Source organism: Pseudoflavonifractor sp. An85 (assembly GCF_002161235.1).
Taxonomy (GTDB): domain Bacteria; phylum Bacillota; class Clostridia; order Oscillospirales; family Oscillospiraceae; genus Enterenecus.
Genome location: NZ_NFHE01000014.1, coordinates 14332 through 33207, shown reverse-complemented (window position 1 = coordinate 33207; position 18876 = coordinate 14332). Strand labels below are relative to the sequence as shown.

17 protein-coding genes are annotated in these 18876 nt (G+C 57.5%); 14 read left to right on the top strand and 3 right to left on the bottom strand.

The genetic code is table 11. The features are described from left to right. Positions 1 to 11 precede the first annotated feature (11 nt). The 4 genes from B5G37_RS08120 to B5G37_RS08105 are packed head-to-tail and all read left to right on the top strand — an operon-like array spanning position 12 to position 7459. The gene (locus B5G37_RS08120) at positions 12 to 1160 is read left to right on the top strand and encodes a 1-deoxy-D-xylulose-5-phosphate reductoisomerase (RefSeq protein ID WP_087256296.1); all 1149 of its coding nucleotides are present in this window, start codon (positions 12 to 14) and stop codon (positions 1158 to 1160) included. A gap of 11 nt (positions 1161 to 1171) precedes the next feature. Further along, positions 1172 to 2242 carry a M50 family metallopeptidase gene (locus B5G37_RS08115; protein ID WP_242962824.1) on the top strand — a complete coding sequence of 357 codons (1071 nt, stop codon included), beginning with the start codon at positions 1172 to 1174 and terminating at the stop codon, positions 2240 to 2242. Between the two features lie 24 nt (positions 2243 to 2266). Then, complete coding sequence (ispG, locus tag B5G37_RS08110) at positions 2267 to 3304, top strand: flavodoxin-dependent (E)-4-hydroxy-3-methylbut-2-enyl-diphosphate synthase (RefSeq protein WP_087256295.1); 1038 nt, start codon at positions 2267 to 2269, stop codon at positions 3302 to 3304. Positions 3305 to 3319: 15 nt separating this feature from the next. Beyond that, entirely contained in the window at positions 3320 to 7459 is a 4140-nt protein-coding gene (locus B5G37_RS08105; RefSeq protein WP_087256293.1) for a PolC-type DNA polymerase III, read from the top strand. 73 nt (positions 7460 to 7532) lie between these two features. On the opposite strand, the gene B5G37_RS08100 is transcribed toward B5G37_RS08105, so the two are convergent. After that, positions 7533 to 8888 carry an MATE family efflux transporter gene (locus B5G37_RS08100; protein WP_087256291.1) on the bottom strand — a complete coding sequence of 452 codons (1356 nt, stop codon included), beginning with the start codon at positions 8886 to 8888 and terminating at the stop codon, positions 7533 to 7535. Positions 8889 to 9044: 156 nt separating this feature from the next. Between B5G37_RS08100 and hisZ the strand changes: the two genes are divergently transcribed. Genes hisZ through B5G37_RS08050 form a run of 10 tightly spaced genes read left to right on the top strand, consistent with a single transcriptional unit; the run spans position 9045 to position 16259 of the window. After that, positions 9045 to 10211, top strand: a complete 1167-nt coding sequence (gene hisZ / locus B5G37_RS08095; protein WP_087256289.1) for an ATP phosphoribosyltransferase regulatory subunit — start codon at positions 9045 to 9047, stop codon at positions 10209 to 10211. Further along, a complete protein-coding gene (hisG, locus tag B5G37_RS08090) occupies positions 10208 to 10846 on the top strand; it encodes an ATP phosphoribosyltransferase (protein WP_087256287.1) in 639 nt (212 codons plus the stop codon). Before hisZ ends, hisG begins: the two co-directional genes overlap by 4 nt. A gap of 20 nt (positions 10847 to 10866) precedes the next feature. Next, a complete protein-coding gene (gene hisD, locus B5G37_RS08085; RefSeq protein ID WP_087256285.1) occupies positions 10867 to 12162 on the top strand; it encodes a histidinol dehydrogenase in 1296 nt (431 codons plus the stop codon). A gap of 2 nt (positions 12163 to 12164) precedes the next feature. Then, on the top strand, positions 12165 to 12740 hold the full coding sequence (hisB, locus tag B5G37_RS08080; protein WP_087256283.1) for an imidazoleglycerol-phosphate dehydratase HisB: 576 nt from the start codon (positions 12165 to 12167) through the stop codon (positions 12738 to 12740). Positions 12741 to 12757: 17 nt separating this feature from the next. Further along, complete coding sequence (gene hisH / locus B5G37_RS08075; RefSeq protein WP_087256281.1) at positions 12758 to 13366, top strand: imidazole glycerol phosphate synthase subunit HisH; 609 nt, start codon at positions 12758 to 12760, stop codon at positions 13364 to 13366. Beyond that, positions 13363 to 14085, top strand: coding sequence for a 1-(5-phosphoribosyl)-5-[(5-phosphoribosylamino)methylideneamino]imidazole-4-carboxamide isomerase (gene hisA / locus B5G37_RS08070; RefSeq protein WP_087256279.1), 723 nt, complete (start codon positions 13363 to 13365; stop codon positions 14083 to 14085). The genes hisH and hisA overlap by 4 nt, the downstream gene beginning before the upstream one ends. After that, positions 14079 to 14855 (top strand): imidazole glycerol phosphate synthase subunit HisF, encoded by a 777-nt coding sequence (gene hisF, locus B5G37_RS08065; RefSeq protein WP_087256277.1) that lies wholly within the window; start codon positions 14079 to 14081, stop codon positions 14853 to 14855. Before hisA ends, hisF begins: the two co-directional genes overlap by 7 nt. After that, positions 14848 to 15168 (top strand): phosphoribosyl-AMP cyclohydrolase, encoded by a 321-nt coding sequence (gene hisI, locus B5G37_RS08060; protein ID WP_087256275.1) that lies wholly within the window; start codon positions 14848 to 14850, stop codon positions 15166 to 15168. Before hisF ends, hisI begins: the two co-directional genes overlap by 8 nt. A 40-nt stretch (positions 15169 to 15208) precedes the next feature. Beyond that, complete coding sequence (gene hisE, locus B5G37_RS08055) at positions 15209 to 15535, top strand: phosphoribosyl-ATP diphosphatase (RefSeq protein ID WP_087256273.1); 327 nt, start codon at positions 15209 to 15211, stop codon at positions 15533 to 15535. A gap of 1 nt (position 15536) precedes the next feature. Beyond that, the gene (locus B5G37_RS08050) at positions 15537 to 16259 is read left to right on the top strand and encodes a Bax inhibitor-1/YccA family protein (RefSeq protein WP_087256271.1); all 723 of its coding nucleotides are present in this window, start codon (positions 15537 to 15539) and stop codon (positions 16257 to 16259) included. A 36-nt stretch (positions 16260 to 16295) separates the two neighbouring features. On the opposite strand, the gene B5G37_RS08045 is transcribed toward B5G37_RS08050, so the two are convergent. Together B5G37_RS08045 and B5G37_RS08040 are read right to left on the bottom strand one after the other, a co-directional pair. Then, on the bottom strand, positions 16296 to 17264 hold the full coding sequence (locus B5G37_RS08045) for a hypothetical protein (RefSeq protein WP_087256269.1): 969 nt from the start codon (positions 17262 to 17264) through the stop codon (positions 16296 to 16298). Positions 17265 to 17282: 18 nt separating this feature from the next. Beyond that, entirely contained in the window at positions 17283 to 18875 is a 1593-nt protein-coding gene (locus tag B5G37_RS08040) for an MBOAT family O-acyltransferase (protein WP_087256267.1), read from the bottom strand. Between the last annotated feature and the right edge of the window lies 1 nt (position 18876).

Genomic DNA, 18876 nt, shown 5'->3' with positions numbered 1-18876 from the left:
CGAGGGATCATATGAAACGAACCATTTCCATTTTAGGCTCCACAGGCTCCATCGGCCGCCAGACCCTGGACGTGGCTCAGGCCTGTGGCCACAAGGTGGCGGCGCTGACGGTAAACCGCAGTGTGGAGCTGGCCGAGGAGCAGGCTCGTCAGTTCCAGCCTGAGCTGGTGGTGGCGGTGGATGAAGCCGCTGCCCGGGATTTGAAGCAGCGCCTTGCCGATACCTCTATCCGTGTGGTGGGTGGTCGGGAAGGCCTGATGGAGGCGGCTACGCTGCCCCAGGCGGACACGGTGGTCACTGCTGTGGTGGGCATTGCCGGACTGGAGCCCACCTTGGCGGCCATAGATGCAGGCAAGCGCATTGCTCTGGCCAACAAAGAGACTTTGGTGTGCGCCGGTGATCTGGTGATGGCCAGGGCCGAGGAGAAGGGGGCGGAGATTGTCCCTGTGGATTCGGAGCACTCCGCCATCTTTCAGTGTCTCCAGGGCTGCAAGGACCGTGGGGAAGTCAAGCGCCTGATCATCACCGCTTCCGGTGGACCTTTCTTCGGCAAGACACGGGAGGAGCTGGAGTATGTGACCCGTGCCCAGGCGTTGCGCCACCCCAACTGGGCCATGGGCGCTAAAATTACCATTGACTCAGCAACCCTGATGAACAAGGGTCTGGAGTTTATCGAGGCCATGCGGCTTTACCGTATGCCGCCCCAGCAAATTCAGGTGGTGGTGCACCGAGAGAGCATCGTTCACTCCCTAGTGGAGTTCAACGATGGGGCCATTTTGGCCCAGCTGGGTACCGCTGATATGCGTGTGCCGATTCAGTATGCCCTGACCTGGCCGGAACGCACCCAGGGTCCGGCCACACCTTTGGATCTGCTCTCTTGCCCGCCTTTGACCTTCGCCAAGCCCGACCCGGACACCTTCCGCTGTCTGGGATTGGCATTGGAGTGCGCCCAGAAGGGTGGTACCTCCACCGCCATTTTGAATGGAGCCAATGAGGTGGCCGTGGAGCTGTTCCTTCAGGATAAAATTGGCTTCTTGGACATTGCCCGGTTGGTGGAAGGGGCGTTGGAGCGGGTGGCATCCAAGCCCGCCGATACCCTGGAAGATGTGCTGGAGGCGGACCGCGCGGCTCGACAGGCGGTCCATGACATGTTAATCTGAGGTGAACACATTTGGAGCGAATCTTTTTTATTCTCTTGGCAATTCTCATCTTTGGCGTGATGATTGCCATTCATGAGTTTGGCCACTTCATCACCGCAAAGCTGTTGGGAATCCGAGTGAATGAATTTGCCATCGGTATGGGCCCGGCTCTGTGGACCCGTACCCGTGGAGAGACCCAGTACTCCCTGCGGGCCTTCCCCATCGGCGGCTACTGCGCCATGGAAGGCGAGGATGAGGATACCGGGGATGTGCGAGCTTTCAGCATCCAGCCCGCCTGGAAGAAGATTATCGTGCTGTGTGCCGGTTCCTTCATGAACTTTCTCATGGGCCTGGTCATTGTCCTGGTGCTCTATACCGGTGTGACCCAGGTGCGCGTGCCGGTGATCACCCAGTTGGCCGATGGCTTCCAGCTGGAAGGGGAGTCCGGCCTCATGGTGGGAGATGAAATTCTCTCTGTGGATGGACACGGCATTTGGGTCTATGAAGATGTGCTCACCTTCCTTTCCCGCAACGACGGCCAGGGCATGGATCTGGTGGTGCGGCGAGACGGGGAGAAGGTGGTGCTCAAAGACCTGCCCATGGAGCGCTTCGAGTACCGGTATGAGGGTCAGGATGCCTATGGGTTTGGCCTGATCTTCGGGCAAGTGGAGTCCCTGTCCTTGTGGGGGCGTGTGAAGCTGGCTACGACCCAGACCTTTGACTTTGTACGCACCGTGTGGATGAGCCTGGGCAATCTGGTTACTGGCCGCGTGGGCGTGGACCAGATGTCCGGCGTCATCGGTGTAGTGGACGTGGTGTCTGAGGTGGGTACCCAGTCCGATTCCATCCTGGTGGGCATTCAGAATGTGTTTTATATCATGGCTCTCATTGCCGTAAACCTGGCGGTGATGAACATGCTGCCTATCCCCGCTCTGGACGGCGGGCGGGTGCTGTTTGTGGTGCTTAACGCCATTTCGTATCTGTTCTTCCGGCGGCATATTCCCCAGCGGCTGGAAGGATACATCCATGCGGTGGCCCTGGTGCTGCTACTGGTGGTGATGCTGCTCATTGCCTTCCAGGATGTGTGGAGAATTGTGGTGTAAATACTGTAAAGGAAGTGACCTTGCATGACTCGTCAAATTCATGTGGGGAACGTCGCTATCGGAGGCGGCGCCCCCGTCTCTATTCAGTCCATGACCAACACCTCCACCCATGACGTGGAGGCCACCTTGGCTCAGATTCGGGCCCTGGCGGCTGCGGGGTGTGAAATTGTCCGGGTGGCAGTGCCCGATGAGCGGGCCGCCCAGGCCATCGCTGCATTGAAGGCGGGCAGCCCCTTGCCCCTGGTGGCGGACATTCATTTTGATTACCGTCTGGCTCTCGCTGCCGTGGAGGGTGGCATTGACAAGATCCGCATCAATCCCGGCAACATCGGTTCGGAGGACCGGGTGGAAGCGGTGGCCAAGGCTTGCAAAGAGCGGGGCATCCCCATCCGCATCGGGGTCAACGGCGGCTCTTTGGAGAAGCCGCTGTTGGAGAAGTACGGCGGCCCCACCCCCGAGGCTCTGGTGGAGAGTGCCCTGGGCCATGTGGCCCTGTTGGAGAAGTATGGCTTTGAGGACATCTGCATTTCCATGAAGTCCTCGTCGGTACCCACCACCATGAGGGCCTATCAACTCATGTCCCAAAAGTATGACTTCCCTCTGCACTTGGGAGTTACTGAGGCAGGCACGGCAGACATCGGTTCCATCAAGTCTGCCGCTGGCATTGGCGGCTTGCTGGGTCTCGGCATCGGCGATACCTTCCGGGTCACCCTCACTGCCGACCCGGTGGAGGAGATTGTCCTGGCCAAGAAGATTCTCAAAGCGGTGGGCCTGCGCAAAGACGGCCCTGAGCTCATTGCCTGTCCCACCTGTGGTCGCACCCAGATTGACCTCATTCCTATGGCTCACCGGGTGGAGGAGCTTTTGAAGGGGGTGGACAAGCCCATCACCGTGGCGGTAATGGGGTGCGTGGTCAACGGCCCTGGCGAGGCGCGCCATGCAGACGTGGGAATTGCCGGCGGCAAGGGAGAGGGCGTGCTCTTCCTCCACGGAGAAATCGTGGACAAGGTCCCGGAGGACCAGCTGATTCCTCGCCTGATGGCGCTCATTGATACCCTGTGACAAGGAGTACATCGCATGTCAGACAAGCAAGTGACATTTCAACAGACCTTTGGCAAATACCCCTTTCCGGAAGGGGTATTGGCTTGTTTTGCCCAATATCCCACCCAGGTGAAGGTCAGCCGTCAGACGCGGACCATGACCCTGGATTTGGAGGGGCAGCCGGTGGGAGAGCCTATGGTGGAGCAGATGCGGCAGAGTTTGGCCCAGCTGTTTTCCCTCCATCAGGTGGCGGTGAACATCCACCCGGCAGCCGCTGCACCGGTGGCCCCGCCTGTGCCCTGCGCCCCAGTGGCAGAAGCTCCGGCTCCGGCGCAAGCCGCACCCCAGCCCGCCGCTGGAGGGGATCTGTTTGCCCAGATGGAGGCCATGCGCCGCAAGGTGCTCAGCCAGAGCACCCCAGGTGGCGGCCATGGCAAGCCCAAGGTGAAGCAGATTTATGGCAAGATCAACGGCAAGAAAAAGCCGGTGCCTCTGGGCGAGTTGCAGTTGGATATGGGCAGCGTGTTGGTGGAAGGCACCGTGTTCAACGTGGAGCACCGGGAACTTCCTCGGCGCAAGGCGTGGGTGATCTGCTTTGATATCACCGACAATACCGGCTCCATCCGGGTCAATCAGTTCTTGGAAGGGGAGGTAGCTGCCCCCATCGTCAAGTCTATCAAAAAGGGCCAACGGGTGCAGGTGCAGGGGCGGCTGAACGTCAGCCGCTTTGAAAGCGACATGATTTTGGAGCCTTATGGCATCAACGAGGTGCCCATGCCGGAGGGACGCAAAGATACCGCACAGGAGAAGCGCATTGAGCTGCATCTACATACCCGTATGTCTATGATGGATGCTCTATGTGACGGTAAAGCCATCATCAAGCGAGCCATTGAGTGGGGCCACCCGGCCATTGCCATCACCGACCACGGCGTGGTGCAGTCCTTCCCCGATGCCTATAACGCTTCGGGCCGCGGCGAGAAAATCAAGGTACTCTACGGCGTGGAGGCCTACTACCAAAACGACGTGGACGAGCGGGTGTCGGTGCACGGCCCTGGAGACATGCCTCTGGATGGGGAGTTTATTGCCTTTGACTTGGAGACCACCGGCCTGGATCCCAAAACCGATGCCATCATCGAGATTGGCGCGGTGCGCATGCGGGGCAGTGAAGTGCTGGAGCACTTCTCCACCTTTGCAGACCCCGGTCATCCTCTGAGCCCCAAGACGGTGTCTTTGACCAGTATTACCGACGAGATGGTGCGGGGCGCACCCAAGCCCCACGAGGCAGTGGCCAATTTCCTGGCTTGGGCGGGGGACACCCCTCTGGTGGCCCACAATGCGGAGTTCGACACCGGCTTTGTCCGGGAGTATTGCCGCAGGGCCAAGCGGGTGTTTGATCCTCTGTATTTTGATACCCTCATTCTGGCCCAGTATCTGTGCCCTCAGCTGAACAACCACAAGCTGGACACTGTGTCCACCCATTTGGGACTGCCGCCCTTCCATCATCATCGGGCGGACGACGATGCCGCCATCTGTGGCCAGATTTTCGCAGCCATGATTCCCATGCTGCGAGAGCTGGGTGTGGAGCGGGTGTCTCAGATCAACGGGGCCTTGGCAGGGAAGAAGCGGGGAGGCCGGGTGCGCCGCGGTGCCAACCATTTGATCCTGTTGGCCAAGAACCAGATCGGCCTGCGTAACCTGTACAAACTGGTGTCTCTGGCTCATTTGGAGCACTTCAACCGTTTCCCCATCATGCCCAAGTCCATCATCAACGAAAATCGGGAGGGCTTGATTGTCGGCTCTGCCTGTGAGGCAGGCGAGCTGTTCCGGGCTGTGGTGGACGGCAAGGACGACCGGGAATTGGAGCGCATTGCTTCCTGGTATGATTATCTGGAGATTCAGCCCCTGTCCAATAACGCCTACATGCTCCGCCCCGACAAGGAAGGGCGGCGCATCGCCCAGAGTATGGAGGACCTGCGCAACTTCAACCGGAAAATCGTAGAGTTGGGCCACAAGCTGGGCAAGCCGGTGTGTGCCACCGGTGATGTCCACTTTACCGACCCCGAGGAGGAGATTTACCGTCACATTCTCTTGGCGGCCAAGGAGTTTGACGATGCCGACAGTGAAAATCCCCTGTACTTCCGCACCACCGATGAGATGTTAAAGGAATTTGCCTATCTGGGGGAGGAGACCGCCCACGAGGTGGTCATTGATAGCCCCTCCCTGGTGGCCTCCTGGTGCGACAATGTGCGCCCCTTGCCCGACGGCCTGTTCACCCCCAAGCTGGAGAATTCCGAGGGCGAGTTGAAAGACCTGGTGTGGGGCAAGGCCCACGCCCTGTATGGCGAAAACCCGCCCCAGATCGTGGTGGACCGTATCAACGCCGAGCTGAAAGACATCATCGGCTGTCACTACGATGTCATTTACATGTCCGCCCAGAAGCTGGTGCAGAACTCTCTGGAGCACGGCTACCTGGTGGGCTCCCGTGGTTCGGTGGGCTCTTCGCTGGTGGCCTTCATGTCGGGCATCACTGAGGTAAACTCGCTGCCTGCCCACTACCGCTGCCCCAACTGCAAGCACTCCGACTTTGACTACGCCGTGGAGCACGGTTACGGCTGCGGCGCGGACATGCCGGACATGAAGTGCCCGGTGTGTGGAGCGGACTACGCCAAGGACGGCTTTAACATCCCCTTCGAGACCTTTTTGGGCTTTGGCGGTGACAAGGTCCCCGATATCGACCTAAATTTCTCGGGTGAGTACCAGGCCAACGCCCACCGCTATACCTTTGAGCTGTTCGGCAGCAACCACGTGTTCCGAGCGGGCACCATTGGCACGGTGGCGGAAAAAACCGCCATTGGATACGTGCGCAAGTATCTGGAGCAGGTGGGGCGCAGCAACGTGCCCTTTGCCGAGGTCTTGCGCCTGGCCCGTGGCTGCATGGGAGTGAAACGTACCACTGGTCAGCACCCTGGCGGCATGGTGGTTATCCCCCAGGACAAGGAGATTTACGACTTCTGTCCGGTGCAGCACCCGGCGGACGATAAGGACTCGGACATCATCACCACCCATTTCGAATATCACTCCATGGAGTCCAACCTTTTGAAGCTGGACATGCTGGGCCACGATGACCCGTCCATGATCCGAATGCTTCAAGATATTACCGGGGTGGACCCCCAGAAGATTCCTCTGGACGACCCGGATACCATGAGCTTGTTTACCACCTCGGAGAAGCTGGGCTTCACCGACGACCCCATATTGGGCCCCACGGGAGCTGTGGCCATCCCCGAGTTCGGCACCTCCTTCGTGCGCGGCATGTTGGAGGACACCACCCCCAACCAGTTTGATATTCTGGTGCGACTTTCCGGCTTCTCCCATGGCACCGACGTGTGGTTGGGTAACGCCAAGGACCTCATCACGTCCGGCACGGCTCAGGTTAACGAGGCCATCGGTTGTCGTGACGATATCATGATCTTCCTCATTTCCAAGGGCTTCAAGGACACGCGAGCCTTTAAGATCATGGAGTCGGTGCGAAAAGGCAGAGGATTGCCGGAGGGTGCCGAGGACGAGATGAAGGAGCACGGAGTGCCCCAGTGGTACATTGACTCTTGTAAGAAGATCGCCTATCTGTTCCCCAAGGCCCACGCTGTGGCCTACGTGATGATGGCCTTCCGCATCGCCTGGTACAAGGTGCACCGCCCCTTGGCCTTCTACGCGGCCTACTTCTCCATTCGAGCCAAGGCTTTTGATGAGAAGTATATGTGCCGAGGCATTGAGGTGGTCAAGCAGAAGATGAAGGAGATCCAGGCCAAGAAAAACGCCAAGGACAAGGCAGACCGCCCCTCGGCGGTGGAAGAGGATATGCTGGTGACCTTGGAAGTGTGCTACGAGTTCTACCTGCGCGGCCTCACGTTTACCCGCATGGATATCTCTCGTTCCCATGCCATCAACTTCTTGGTGGATGAGGAGCAAAACGCCCTTATCCCGCCCTTTACCTCGGTGGCTGGTCTGGGTGAAACCGTGGGCTGGGATATCATGGAGAAGCGGAAGGGAAAAACCTTCATCTCCATTGAGGAGTTCTCCCTGGCCTGTACCAAGGTGTCCAATACCCACCTACAGCAGCTGAAAGATGCAGGCGCCTTTGGTGACCTGCCGGACAGCAGCCAATTCTCGTTCTTCTAAACGCAACCAAACAGTATAGCACCCCATGCCCGTCTATCCGGGCATGGGGTGCTTTTTGTATGTACCGCTGGGGTTATGTTTGTGGTAAAATGGGAGAAGCAGCAGAGGCCACCAGATGCCGGTGGCAGTGGAAATAGGCTGCAATAAGAAAGATATCCGCCAAAATCCAGGCTGCCGGAGAGGCAAAACAAGCCGCTGTGAAGCCAAAATAGGGAACCAGGAAACTGGTCGCTCCGCGAGCCACCATTTCCAGAATCCCGGCAAAGGTGGCCAGAGGAGAAAAGCCCATGCCCTGAATGAGAAAGCGGATGATGTTTACCAGGGACAGAGGGAAGTAGAACAGGGCCCCAGTGAGCAGATACTGGCGGGCCAGAGGCAGAAGGGAGGCGCTGGCCTCATCCAAAAAGAGCATGTTCAAGGGATCTGCCAGGAAATAAAGCACCAGCAGACACACCGCTGAGTAGATAGCACCCAGCAGCACACAGGCACGCAGTCCCTGGTGGAGCCGGTTCCACTCCTGTGCCCCCACGTTCTGCCCGCCGTAGGTGGCCATGGTGGCCCCCATGGCGTCAAAGGGACAGGCAGAAAAGACAAAGACCTTGCTGGCGGCGGCTACAGCGGTGACATAGGCGGTGCCCAGACCGTTGACAGCGGACTGGATCATAATACTGCCAATGGCGGTGATGGAGTATTGCAGGCCCATGGGTAACCCCATGGTGCACATCTCAGCGGCCCGCCCCCAATTCCACCGCCAGTCACCAGGTTCCATGCGTAAGATGGGAAACCCGCGGCACATGTGAACCAGACATCCCAGTCCGGCAAACAGCTGTGCCAGGACCGTGGCAAAGGCGGCCCCAAACACATCCCAGTGAAAGGCCAGAATAAAGACTACATCCAGTACGATGTTGATCAGGGAGGCAGCTATGAGGAATATCACCGGGGTGCGGCTGTCCCCCATGGCCCGCAGCACACCTGCGCAGTAGTTATAGAGAAAATAGGCGGGCAGTCCGGCGAAAATGGTGAGGATATACTGATGAGAGCGGACGATGATGTCGCTGGGTGTGTGCATCAGCTCCAGAATATCCCAACAGAAAATGGTGGTGCCTGCGGTGAGCAACGCCCCGAATATCAGACACAGCCATGTGCCGCAAGTGACAAAACGGCGCAGCTGGGCATATTTCTTGGCGCCAAAGGTCCGGGCCACCGGAATGGCAAAACCGCTGCATATCCCGGTGCAGAATCCCACTACCAGGAAGTTGATGGAACTTGTGGCTCCCACCGATGCCAGGGCAGATCCTCCCAGGGTCTTGCCCACGATGGCGGTGTCCACCACATTATACAGCTGTTGGAACAGGTATCCAAACAGCAACGGGACCCCGAAACTGAGGATCAGGCCCATGGGCTTTCCCTTGGTCAAATCTTTGGTCATGTTGGATGCTCCTTTTTGCGTGGAAGTGAACGTTACGATTATAGTCCATGGCTGAAAAATGTCAACGGTGAATTCTAGAACATCCCCCCATTGACAAGTGGGGCGGGCTATGGTATATTTACTACACTAGCGAGCTAAAGAAAGGGTGGGAACACCATGAACATACACTTCAATACTCCGGAAGGGACCAGGGATCGGCTCTTTGCCGAGTGCCTGGAACGGCGGCAGGTGCAAAGTGCCCTGGTGGATCTGTTTCGACGCCGGGGCTATGCGGAGGTCATCACCCCTGAGGTGGAGTTTTACGACCTATTCGTCCACTCGGGAAGTCCTTTGCCCCAGGAGACCATGCTGAAGATCATTGACCGCTCCGGCAAGATCATGGTTATGCGTCCGGACACCACCACACCCATTGCCCGTCTGGCTGCCACCAAGCTGAAAACTCTGCCTCTGCCTCAGCGGCTGTACTACGATCAGACGGTGTTCCGCTCTGGAAACGCCCATGAGGGTGGCAGCAGTGAAATTGCCCAGTGTGGCGTGGAGATGCTGGGTGCCACGGGGAAGAAGGCAGACTTGGAGATCATCGCCCTGGCGGTAGATGCCCTGCGGGCCTGCGGTCTGGAAGAATTTCATATCGAGGTAGGCCACGTGGGCTTTTATCAGGACTTGGCCAGCCGCATGAACATGTCCCTGGAGGAGCAGGAGCGGATGCGCCTGCTCATTGAGGGCAAAAACTATGCGGTGCTCAATGACTTTTTGCAGCCTTATTCCAACCAACCGGATTGTGCCGCGTTATGTCGTTTGCCTTACCTGTTCGGAGGGGCAGAGGTGCTGGAAGAAGCCCGCACCTTGGCCGGTGCCTGTCCCAGTCTGGATTATTTGGAGCTGTTGTATGGGGAGCTGTGTCAGGCTGGGTACAGAGACTATGTGCGCTTTGACCTGGGGCTGGTGCATCAGATCGACTACTACACCGGTGTGGTGTTCCGGGGCTATGCCACGGGAGCGGGGGCTCCGGTGCTGTCCGGCGGCCGGTACGACAATCTGGTGGAGCTGTTCGGTAGGCGAGCGGAGGCCACTGGCTTCGCCGTGGATGTGGATGCCGTGGGGGCCTGCTTGGACGTGGATGTTCCCCGATTGCTCACCGTCATTCACTATGAAAGCGGCTGCTTGGGCCGCGCCTTGGAGGTCATGGACCGCTTGCCGGCGGGCAGTTGTGAGCTGTCTCCCTGCCGGACCTTGGCCAGCACCATGAACCTGGCCCAAGAAAAAGGGGCTCTCCAGGTGCTGTGCCTGGACGATTCCGGAGAGAGGTGGTTGGAGGTATGAGCCAGAGGTTGAGAATTGCCCTGACCAAGGGCCGTTTACAAGACAAATCCGTGGAGCTGTTTGAAACCATGGGCCTGGACTGCACCCCCATCCGGCATCCGGGGCGGCGGCTCATTCATGCCGTGCCCAACTATCCTCTGGATGCGGTGTTGGCCAAGGCGCCTGACGTCATCACTTACGTGGAGCACGGGGTGTGCGATTTGGGCATTGTGGGCAAGGACACCATCCTGGAAAAGGGGGGCGCCTTTTATGAGGTGCTGGACCTGGGCTTCGGCCGGTGCCGATTTGCCCTGGCCGTGAAAGAGGGCAGCGATTTTTATGCCACCTATAAAACCCGCCGGGTGGCCTCCAAATATCCTAACGTCACCCGGGCCTTTTTTGAGGGGAAGGGGATGGACGTGGACATCATCAAAATTGAGGGCAGCGTGGAGCTGGCTCCCATTTTGGGGCTGGCTGACGGCATCGTGGACATCGTGGAGACGGGGGCGACCCTGAAAGAGAATGGCCTTACCCCCATTGAGGACGTGGCCCAGGTGTCCGCCCGACTCATTGTGAATACCGCCAGCATGAAGCTGCACAAACAGGAAATTTTGGACTTCATCCAGCAGTGCCAGACCAACCTGTCCGGCACTTGAGGGAAAAGGGGAGAGGACATATGTTGGAACTCGTGGTGGCCGGAGAGGGCCGTGAACAAGAAAAACTGACCAGTATGCGGGCTCGAGCGGCGGAGACTGGAGCGGAGATTCAGCGCAGCGTGGCTGCCATCCTGGCCAACGTGCGGGCGCGTGGATACGAAGCGGTGGAGGAGTACTCCGTGAAGTTTGACGGCAATCCTCCCCGGGAGGTGTCCATGGAGGAGTTGGAGCAGGCAGCGAAGCGCATCGATGGACAACTGCTTGCAGCGCTCCAGCGCAGCGCTCAGCACATCCGAGTCTATCAGCAGGAACTTTTGAGTGAGGTGCAGATGGGCCTTCGCATGTGGGATAGTCCCAGCGGGGGCCAAGTGGGGCGCATTGTCCGCCCCTTGCAGCGGGTGGGTGTGTATGTCCCCGGTGGTCGGGCGGCCTATCCCAGTTCGGTACTTATGAACGTGATTCCCGCCAAGGTGGCTGGGGTGGAAGAAGTGGTGATGGTCACCCCGCCCACGGAGAACCTCAGTGATGTGGTGCTGGCGGCTGCTTGGGTAGCCGGTGTGGACCGATGCATCGCCGTGGGCGGCGCTCAGGCGGTGGCCGCTCTCACCTACGGGGCGGACTTTATCCCTCGGGTGGACAAGCTGGTGGGCCCGGGCAACGCCTTCGTGGCGGAAGCCAAGCGCATGGCCTATGGAAACCTGGACATTGACATGGTGGCGGGCCCCTCTGAGGTGCTGGTGATTGCCGATGCCACCGCAAACCCCTGCCATGTGGCAGCAGACTTGCTCAGTCAGGCCGAGCACGATCCCTTGGCCTCGGCGGTGCTGCTCACCGACAGCATGGAGCTGGCCCAGGAGGTCCAGAAGGAGATCACCCGTCAGCTGGGGTATCTCAGCCGGAGTGAGATCATGGAGCAATCCCTGCGGGACTTTGGCTGTGCCATCGTCTGCCCTGATATGGAGACCTGTGCCAAACTGGCCGACCAGGTGGCCCCGGAGCACATGGAGATCGTCACGCAAAATCCCCGTCAGGTCATGGAACTGGTGCACAACGCCGGGGCCATCTTCCTGGGCGGCAATACCCCCGAACCTTTGGGAGACTATATGGCAGGGCCGGACCACGTGCTGCCCACCAGTGGCACCGCACGATTCTTCTCCCCTTTGTCGGTGGATGCGTTTTTAAAAAAGACCAGCGTACTGGAGTATGGTCGGGAGGACCTGGAGCGGGTGAAGGATGAAATCATCACCTTGGCCCAATCCGAGCACCTCACCGCTCACGCCAACTCCATTCAAGTGCGCTTTGAGAAGGGGGACTGACCATGAGAAGCGCAGAAATCAGCCGAAAGACCAAGGAGACGGATATCTCCCTTTCTCTCTGCCTGGATGGGGGAGAGGTGTCCGTGTCCACAGGCATCGGCTTTTTTGACCACATGCTCACTGCTCTGGCTTTCTACGCCGGGTGGGGGCTGAACCTCCGGGTGGAAGGGGATCTATACGTGGATGGCCACCACACCGTGGAGGACACCGGCATTGTGTTGGGGCAGGCGTTCCGTCAGGCCCTAGGTGATAAAGTGGGCATCCGCCGCTTTGGCACTTCCTTTGTCCCTATGGATGAGGCGTTGTGCCGTACGGTGCTGGACTGCTCCAACCGTCCCTATCTGGTGTTCCAGGCAGACATGCCCCAACCTATGATCGGAGTGTATGACAGCTGCCTGACAAAGGAATTTATGCAGGCTTTCGCCGTCCACGCTGGAATCACCCTCCATCAAAAGTGTGAGTACGGGGAGAACGCCCATCACATCACCGAGGCGCTGTATAAATCCCTGGGAATGGCTTTGAAAGAAGCCGCCCAGGTGGTGGGTAGCGGCGTGACCTCCACCAAAGGGGTACTTTAGAGAAACGAGGAAGAGCTATGAGTTATACCGCCATTGTAGACTATGGGGTGGGGAATCTGAAAAGTGTCTCTAACGCCCTGACCTACATGGGTCTTGATAATCGCATCACCGGGGACCCGAAGGAGCTGGAGCGGGCAAACTCCATCTTGCTCCCCGGGGTAGGTGCATTCCCAGACGCCGCCCGTAAGCTGCGCCAGACTGGACTGGACCAGGCCATTCTCCGCCTGGGACAGGATAGACCAGTGCTGGGCATCTGCCTGGGCATGCAGCTGCTCTTCGCCCAAGGGGAAGAAGGAGAGACGTGTTCCGGTTTGGGTGTGATTCCAGGTACGGTCAAGCGCATGGAGACAGAGTATAAGTTGCCCCACATCGGCTGGAACCGCCTGTCCTTCCCCAATCCATCGCCCCTGTTCCGTGGGCTGGGAGAGGGAGCCTGGGTGTACTTTGTCCACTCCTTTTCCGGGCGGGCCGCGGATGCCAGTCAGGTGATTGCTACCACCGACTATGGTATGGATGTGGTGGCCGCCGTGCAAAAGGGCAACTTCTTCGGCACCCAGTTCCACCCGGAGAAAAGTGGAGAGGTGGGCCTGGAAATTCTAAAGAATTTTGGAGCGATGAACCCATGATTATCTTACCAGCCATTGATTTGAAGGATGGAGCCGTGGTGCGGCTCTACAAAGGCAGCTTTGATACGGTGCATCAGGTGGCCTCCGAACCGGTTTCCGTGGCCCAGGCTTTCCAAGAGGCTGGGGCCACCTGGATCCATATGGTGGACCTGGACGGGGCTCGGGACGGGGTGCGTCGCAACGGGGAACTGGTGCGCTCTGTGGCGGATTTGGGGCTCCAAGTGGAGCTGGGCGGCGGCATCCGCTCCATGGAGGATTTGGAGGCGGTGTTTGCCTTGGGGGTGACCCGGGCGGTCATCGGCTCTGCTGCCGTATCCAATCCGGAACTGGTGGCCCAGGCTATTGCTACCTATGGCGCAGATCGCATTGCTGTGGGCATTGACGCCCGGGATGGCAAGGTGAAAACCGCTGGTTGGGAAGTGGACTCCGGCCTGGACTACCTAGAGCTTGCCCGGGATATGGAGCAGACTGGAGTAAAGGTAATTATCTTTACAGATATTGAGACAGACGGGATGTTGTCCGGCCCATCCTTTGACCGACTGCAACAGCTGCAAGGTGCTGTTTCCTGTAAGCTCATTGCCTCTGGCGGCGTGTCCTGCAACCAGGATATTGTGGAGCTGGACCGCATGGGGGTATACGGGGCCATCATTGGAAAGGCCTACTATGCGGGGGCCATTGACCTGGCTCAAGCGGTAAAGGACGGTGGAACGCAATGCTAGCCAAACGCATCATTCCCTGCCTGGACGTGCGGGACGGACGGGTAGTGAAGGGAGTCAACTTCGTCAACATCCGGGATGCCGGAGACCCAGTGGAGTTGGCTCGGTACTACTCCGACCAAGGGGCGGATGAGATCGTCTTTTTGGATATTACCGCCACCAGCGATGCCCGGGACACCGTGGAGGACGTGGTGGAGCGCACCGCCAGTCAGGTATTTGTCCCCCTTACAGTGGGGGGCGGCATCCGCACGGTGGATGACTTCCGCCGCCTGCTGCGGGTAGGAGCGGACAAGATTTCCGTCAACTCTGCGGCGGTGAAGAACCCCCAGCTCATTGCCGATGCGGCTCAGTTCTTTGGTTCTCAGTGTGTGGTGCTGGCCATTGATGCCAAGCGCCGGGAAGAGGGCTGGTTTGAAGTGGTGGTGGCCGGAGGACGGATTGCCACCGGCCTGGATGCCGTGGAGTGGGCCAAGCGGGGCCAAGAACTGGGGGCAGGGGAAATTCTCCTCACCTCCATGGATGCCGATGGCACCAAGGCGGGCTTTGACTTGGAACTCACCCGGGCGGTAACCCAGGCGGTGACCATCCCTGTGATTGCTTCCGGAGGCTGCGGAGAGCTGTCCCACTTTGCCCAGGTCTTTGAAGAGACCGGATGCGATGCCGCTCTGGCTGCCAGTTTGTTTCACTTTGGGGAGCTCACCGTGCCTCAGGTGAAGGAATACCTGCGGGAGCAAAACATCCCGGTGCGGGAGAGGGGGAACGGTCATGTTTGATCTGGATTTGCTCTTTCAAAAATCAGACCTCATTCCGGTGATCATCCAGGATTCCAACACTCGCCAGGTGCTGATGCTGGGCTTTACCGACCGGGAGGCGGTGGAGAAAACCCTGGAGACCAAAACGGCCTGGTTCTGGAGCCGCAGCCGCCAAAAGCTGTGGAACAAGGGGGAGAGCAGTGGACACTTCCTCTGTGTCAACGAGATTTTTACCGACTGTGACACGGATACCCTGCTCTACCTTTGCACGCCCAAAGGACCCACTTGTCACACCGGAGCAACCAGTTGTTTTTTCCGGGAGATCACGGTATAATGAATACGAGCCAAGATATGCTTGGAAGGAGAGGATTCCCATGAACGACACGATGCAAAAGCTGTACTCGGTGGTCCTGGATCGTAAGGAACATCCTCAGGAGGGTTCTTACACCTGCTACCTGTTTGACAAGGGTCTGGATAAGATTCTCAAGAAGGTGGGCGAGGAATGTTCCGAGACCATCATTGCCGCAAAAAACGGGGTGAAGGAGGAGACGGTGGGGGAGATTTCCGACCTGATCTATCACCTGATGGTGATGATGGCCCAACAGGGGATTCCCCTGGAGGATGTGATGGCGGAGCTGGATCGCCGCAGTTTGAAGATTGGCAATTTGAAAACCATGAAACAAGTGGATCGGGAGACTTGATATGCAACAGTATAATTCTTTTAACCCCGGTGAATTTGACAGCAGCTATGCTGCCGGGGGGTTGTCACTGAATCGTTATATCTCGCGCACTTTTGGCTGGATGTTTTTGGGACTCTTGGTGACCTTTGCCCTGGGCTGGTATATGGCCGCCAGCGGTATGGTGTTCCAGCTGTTTGCCATTCCTTATGTGACCATTCTGCTGTTAGTGGCAGAGGTTGCGGTGGTGCTGGTGCTCTCTGCCCGTATACACAAGCAGTCGGTGAACACCAGTCGGGTTCTCTTTTTGGCTTACGCGATTTTGAATGGGTTGGTGTTTTCCGCCTATTTCGTCATTTATGACGTGGCTGGGGTCATCCTGGTGTTTGGTATCACCGCTCTGTTCTTTGGTGGCTTTGCCCTGTATGGCCGGTTCACCCAAACAGACCTGTCCCGCCTGCGCCCCTTTTTAATTGGCGGCTTGATTTTCCTTCTGGTGGGCGGCTTGTTGCTGATGCTCTTTGATCTCAGCGCTCTGGAACGGCTGCTTTGCATGGCTGGTATTGTGATCTTCCTGTGCTTTACAGCTTACGACACACAGAAAATCAAAAAGAATTACCAGTATTTCAGCCACGACACTGCGTTGTTGGAGCGTGCTTCCATTTATTCTGCGCTTCAGCTGTATCTGGACTTCATCAACCTGTTTTTGTACTTGTTGCGGTTTATGGGCTCGCGCAGCCGCAATTAAATCATAAAAAAGGGATGCCATCAGGCATCCCTTTTTTTATCGTTGATCGCCCTTACCAGAGGAGACATCGGTCTCATAATTTTGGAGCAACGTGTTCCAGTTGGCGTATTGGCTGTCGTTGCGTCGGTCGGAGAAGAGCTTGGTGCCCTCCAAATAATTGGAGAGAAACTGAGAGACCTTCACACATCCGGAGTGATTCAAATGATCGCCCCGGTCGTAGGTATCGGTGGACCAGTCGATGCCCACCTGATCGGGAATGGTGTTGAGGTCGATGTACTCGATGCCCAGCTCCTGAGCCAGTGCGCTCACACCGTTGTGGCGTTGGTAGTTCCAGTTGACGGTGCTGGGCGTGCTTAGTAGCAGAAGCTTAGCGCCATGCTCCTGGCACATTTCCTGAATTTGTTCCACCAGAATCCGGTTATAAACGGGAATCTCCGCAATGTTTGAGGTCTCCTTCATATAATTGGAAGGTTCCACGCCGCTGACTTTGCTGTTGAGTCGATGGCCCTTGTAGGGAGAGGTGTAGACCTCGCCGCCCGAAGTGCTCCATCCATGCTGGGCAATGTATTTCCAGCGGTCATGGTAGCGGAGAATGGGGAGATAGCGGGAAACTTCGTCCATGACGATGGTTTTGGAGGGAATGGGGCGATAAATGCACAGGGTTTCCAAAATCACCAGCTTAGGCGATTGATTTTCAAAGGCACGCTCCAGCAAGGTTTTGCTGTATGACAGGTACTGTCTGCCGCTGCCACACACATAGCTGGTATACCCGGTGTCCTTCCAAATCAAAAGGGGGGAGATGGAGGCATAGGATTCGCTGTCGCCCACCACCACTACGTCGATGGAATTGGCGGGTTCTCCTTGAATCCCGTTGGCGATGATCTCCTCCATGCCGGCGGCTTGGGTGTTGGTTCTGGGAACAAACAGATAGGACAGGCCAGCAAGAATGATAAGAAGTCCCAGAGCAAAGGCGGTGAACCCCAGGATAGGCTTTATAATTTTCACGATAGGGACACCTCCTTATTAGAATCCAGCATAGATGGGGTCGACGGGGATATAGCCAATGCCATATGCCCCAAAGATAACCAAAAAACAGATGGCCGCATAGTACACGGCGATACGAATCGGCCAGGGCTTGGCCATGATACGTTCACCCAATCGGACCCCACGCTCCTGAGCCAGTCCTACGAAGAATAGTACCACCAAGAACACAGCTACCAGAATCAAATCCGGGCCATCCATGCCGTGGGCGAATACATTACCTGTGGTGATGGGGGCAAAGGACCAGTCGGTGACCATACGCCAGGCCATTTTCAGACCGTTGCGCAGACCTTCTGCCCGGAAAAACAGCTCACCGATGCACACCAGAATGGTGGTTTTCATCGTCTGTAGGATGCGGTAGGCCAGGTGGTTGCGGTCAATGTGGAGACGCTCTGTCACCTGGATCACAATGGGCTGTATCAGGTTACCGGTGAAAATCAAAGCAAAATGGTACAGGCCGAAGAAGATGTAGTTCCAGGCGGAGCCGTGCCACAGGCCGTTGCATAGCCACACGCACAACAGCGCTACGCTGCTGGTGAGGATGGGGCCATACCGAGGCCCAAAGCGTTTGCGGGCCTTGGAGGTGAGGTTTTTCATGGGCTTGGACATGCTCACCAGATAGAAAATGTAGTCCTTGAACCAAGTACCCAGGGTGATGTGCCAGCGCTGCCAGAATTCCGAAATGGTGCGGGAGAAGAAGGGACGCTGGAAGTTCTCCGGCAGGGCGACGCCAAAGAGCTGAGCGCTGCCCAAGGCTACGTCAATGGTGCCGGAAAAGTCCATGTACAGCTGGATGGTGTAACACACGGCGGCCAGGGCAATGACCGAGCCATTGTATTGGTCGTAACCAGAGAACACGTTGAGAATGAACATGTTCAGTCGGTCTGCCACCACCATTTTTTTGATGATACCCCAAAGAATCCGCTGTCCACCCAGGAAGAAATTGTTCCAAGTCATCTTGGGTGCCTCCCAAAGCCGCTGGGCAGTTTGCTCATAGCGACAGATGGGACCCTCCATCATCTGAGGGAAGAAGCCCAAAAACAGGGCCAGACGGAACAGATTTTTGTCGGCTTGGATCTTTCCTCGATACACGTCGATCAGATAGGAAACGGACTGGAGCGTGTAGAAGGAAATGCCGATGGGGAGCAGATAGGTGGGAACGGGGAGAATGGCAGGCAGGTGGAGAAAACGAAGCAGGGAATTGCCATTCGTGAGAAAGAAATGGCTGTATTTCAAGGTTAGAAGCAGGCCTATGTGAATGACCACGGCCAGGAGAATGATACCCCGCTGCTGTTTCTTGGCCTTTGCCTTCAGCGCTTTCTTTTGGTCCGGTTCTGCCTGCGCCAGTTCCCTCTTACTGTTTTGCTGGAGCATGTCCAACCAAAGTCCCAAGTGATGAATGGAGAGGGTGGAGAAGAGCAAAAAGACAATCAGGGACCCACTTACCGCCCAGAAAAACAGGTAACTGGCCAGCAACAGGATGACCCGTCGCGCCTTCTGGGGAGTAATGGCGTACAGGCATACCGAAGCAGGTAGCAACAGAGCCAGGTACTGGGGGGAAAAGTAGGAGCTCATG

Excerpts from the sequence above, each read along its gene's own strand:
- B5G37_RS08120 (WP_087256296.1), top strand. The coding sequence starts at position 12 with ATGAAACGAACCATTTCCATTTTAGGCTCCACAGGCTCCATCGGCCGC.
- ispG (WP_087256295.1), top strand. The coding sequence starts at position 2,267 with ATGACTCGTCAAATTCATGTGGGGAACGTCGCTATCGGAGGCGGCGCC.
- B5G37_RS08105 (WP_087256293.1), top strand. The coding sequence starts at position 3,320 with ATGTCAGACAAGCAAGTGACATTTCAACAGACCTTTGGCAAATACCCC.
- B5G37_RS08100 (WP_087256291.1), bottom strand. The coding sequence starts at position 8,888 with ATGACCAAAGATTTGACCAAGGGAAAGCCCATGGGCCTGATCCTCAGT.
- hisZ (WP_087256289.1), top strand. The coding sequence starts at position 9,045 with ATGAACATACACTTCAATACTCCGGAAGGGACCAGGGATCGGCTCTTT.
- hisG (WP_087256287.1), top strand. The coding sequence starts at position 10,208 with ATGAGCCAGAGGTTGAGAATTGCCCTGACCAAGGGCCGTTTACAAGAC.
- hisD (WP_087256285.1), top strand. The coding sequence starts at position 10,867 with ATGTTGGAACTCGTGGTGGCCGGAGAGGGCCGTGAACAAGAAAAACTG.
- hisB (WP_087256283.1), top strand. The coding sequence starts at position 12,165 with ATGAGAAGCGCAGAAATCAGCCGAAAGACCAAGGAGACGGATATCTCC.
- hisH (WP_087256281.1), top strand. The coding sequence starts at position 12,758 with ATGAGTTATACCGCCATTGTAGACTATGGGGTGGGGAATCTGAAAAGT.
- hisA (WP_087256279.1), top strand. The coding sequence starts at position 13,363 with ATGATTATCTTACCAGCCATTGATTTGAAGGATGGAGCCGTGGTGCGG.
- hisF (WP_087256277.1), top strand. The coding sequence starts at position 14,079 with ATGCTAGCCAAACGCATCATTCCCTGCCTGGACGTGCGGGACGGACGG.
- hisI (WP_087256275.1), top strand. The coding sequence starts at position 14,848 with ATGTTTGATCTGGATTTGCTCTTTCAAAAATCAGACCTCATTCCGGTG.
- hisE (WP_087256273.1), top strand. The coding sequence starts at position 15,209 with ATGAACGACACGATGCAAAAGCTGTACTCGGTGGTCCTGGATCGTAAG.
- B5G37_RS08050 (WP_087256271.1), top strand. The coding sequence starts at position 15,537 with ATGCAACAGTATAATTCTTTTAACCCCGGTGAATTTGACAGCAGCTAT.
- B5G37_RS08040 (WP_087256267.1), bottom strand. The coding sequence starts at position 18,875 with ATGAGCTCCTACTTTTCCCCCCAGTACCTGGCTCTGTTGCTACCTGCT.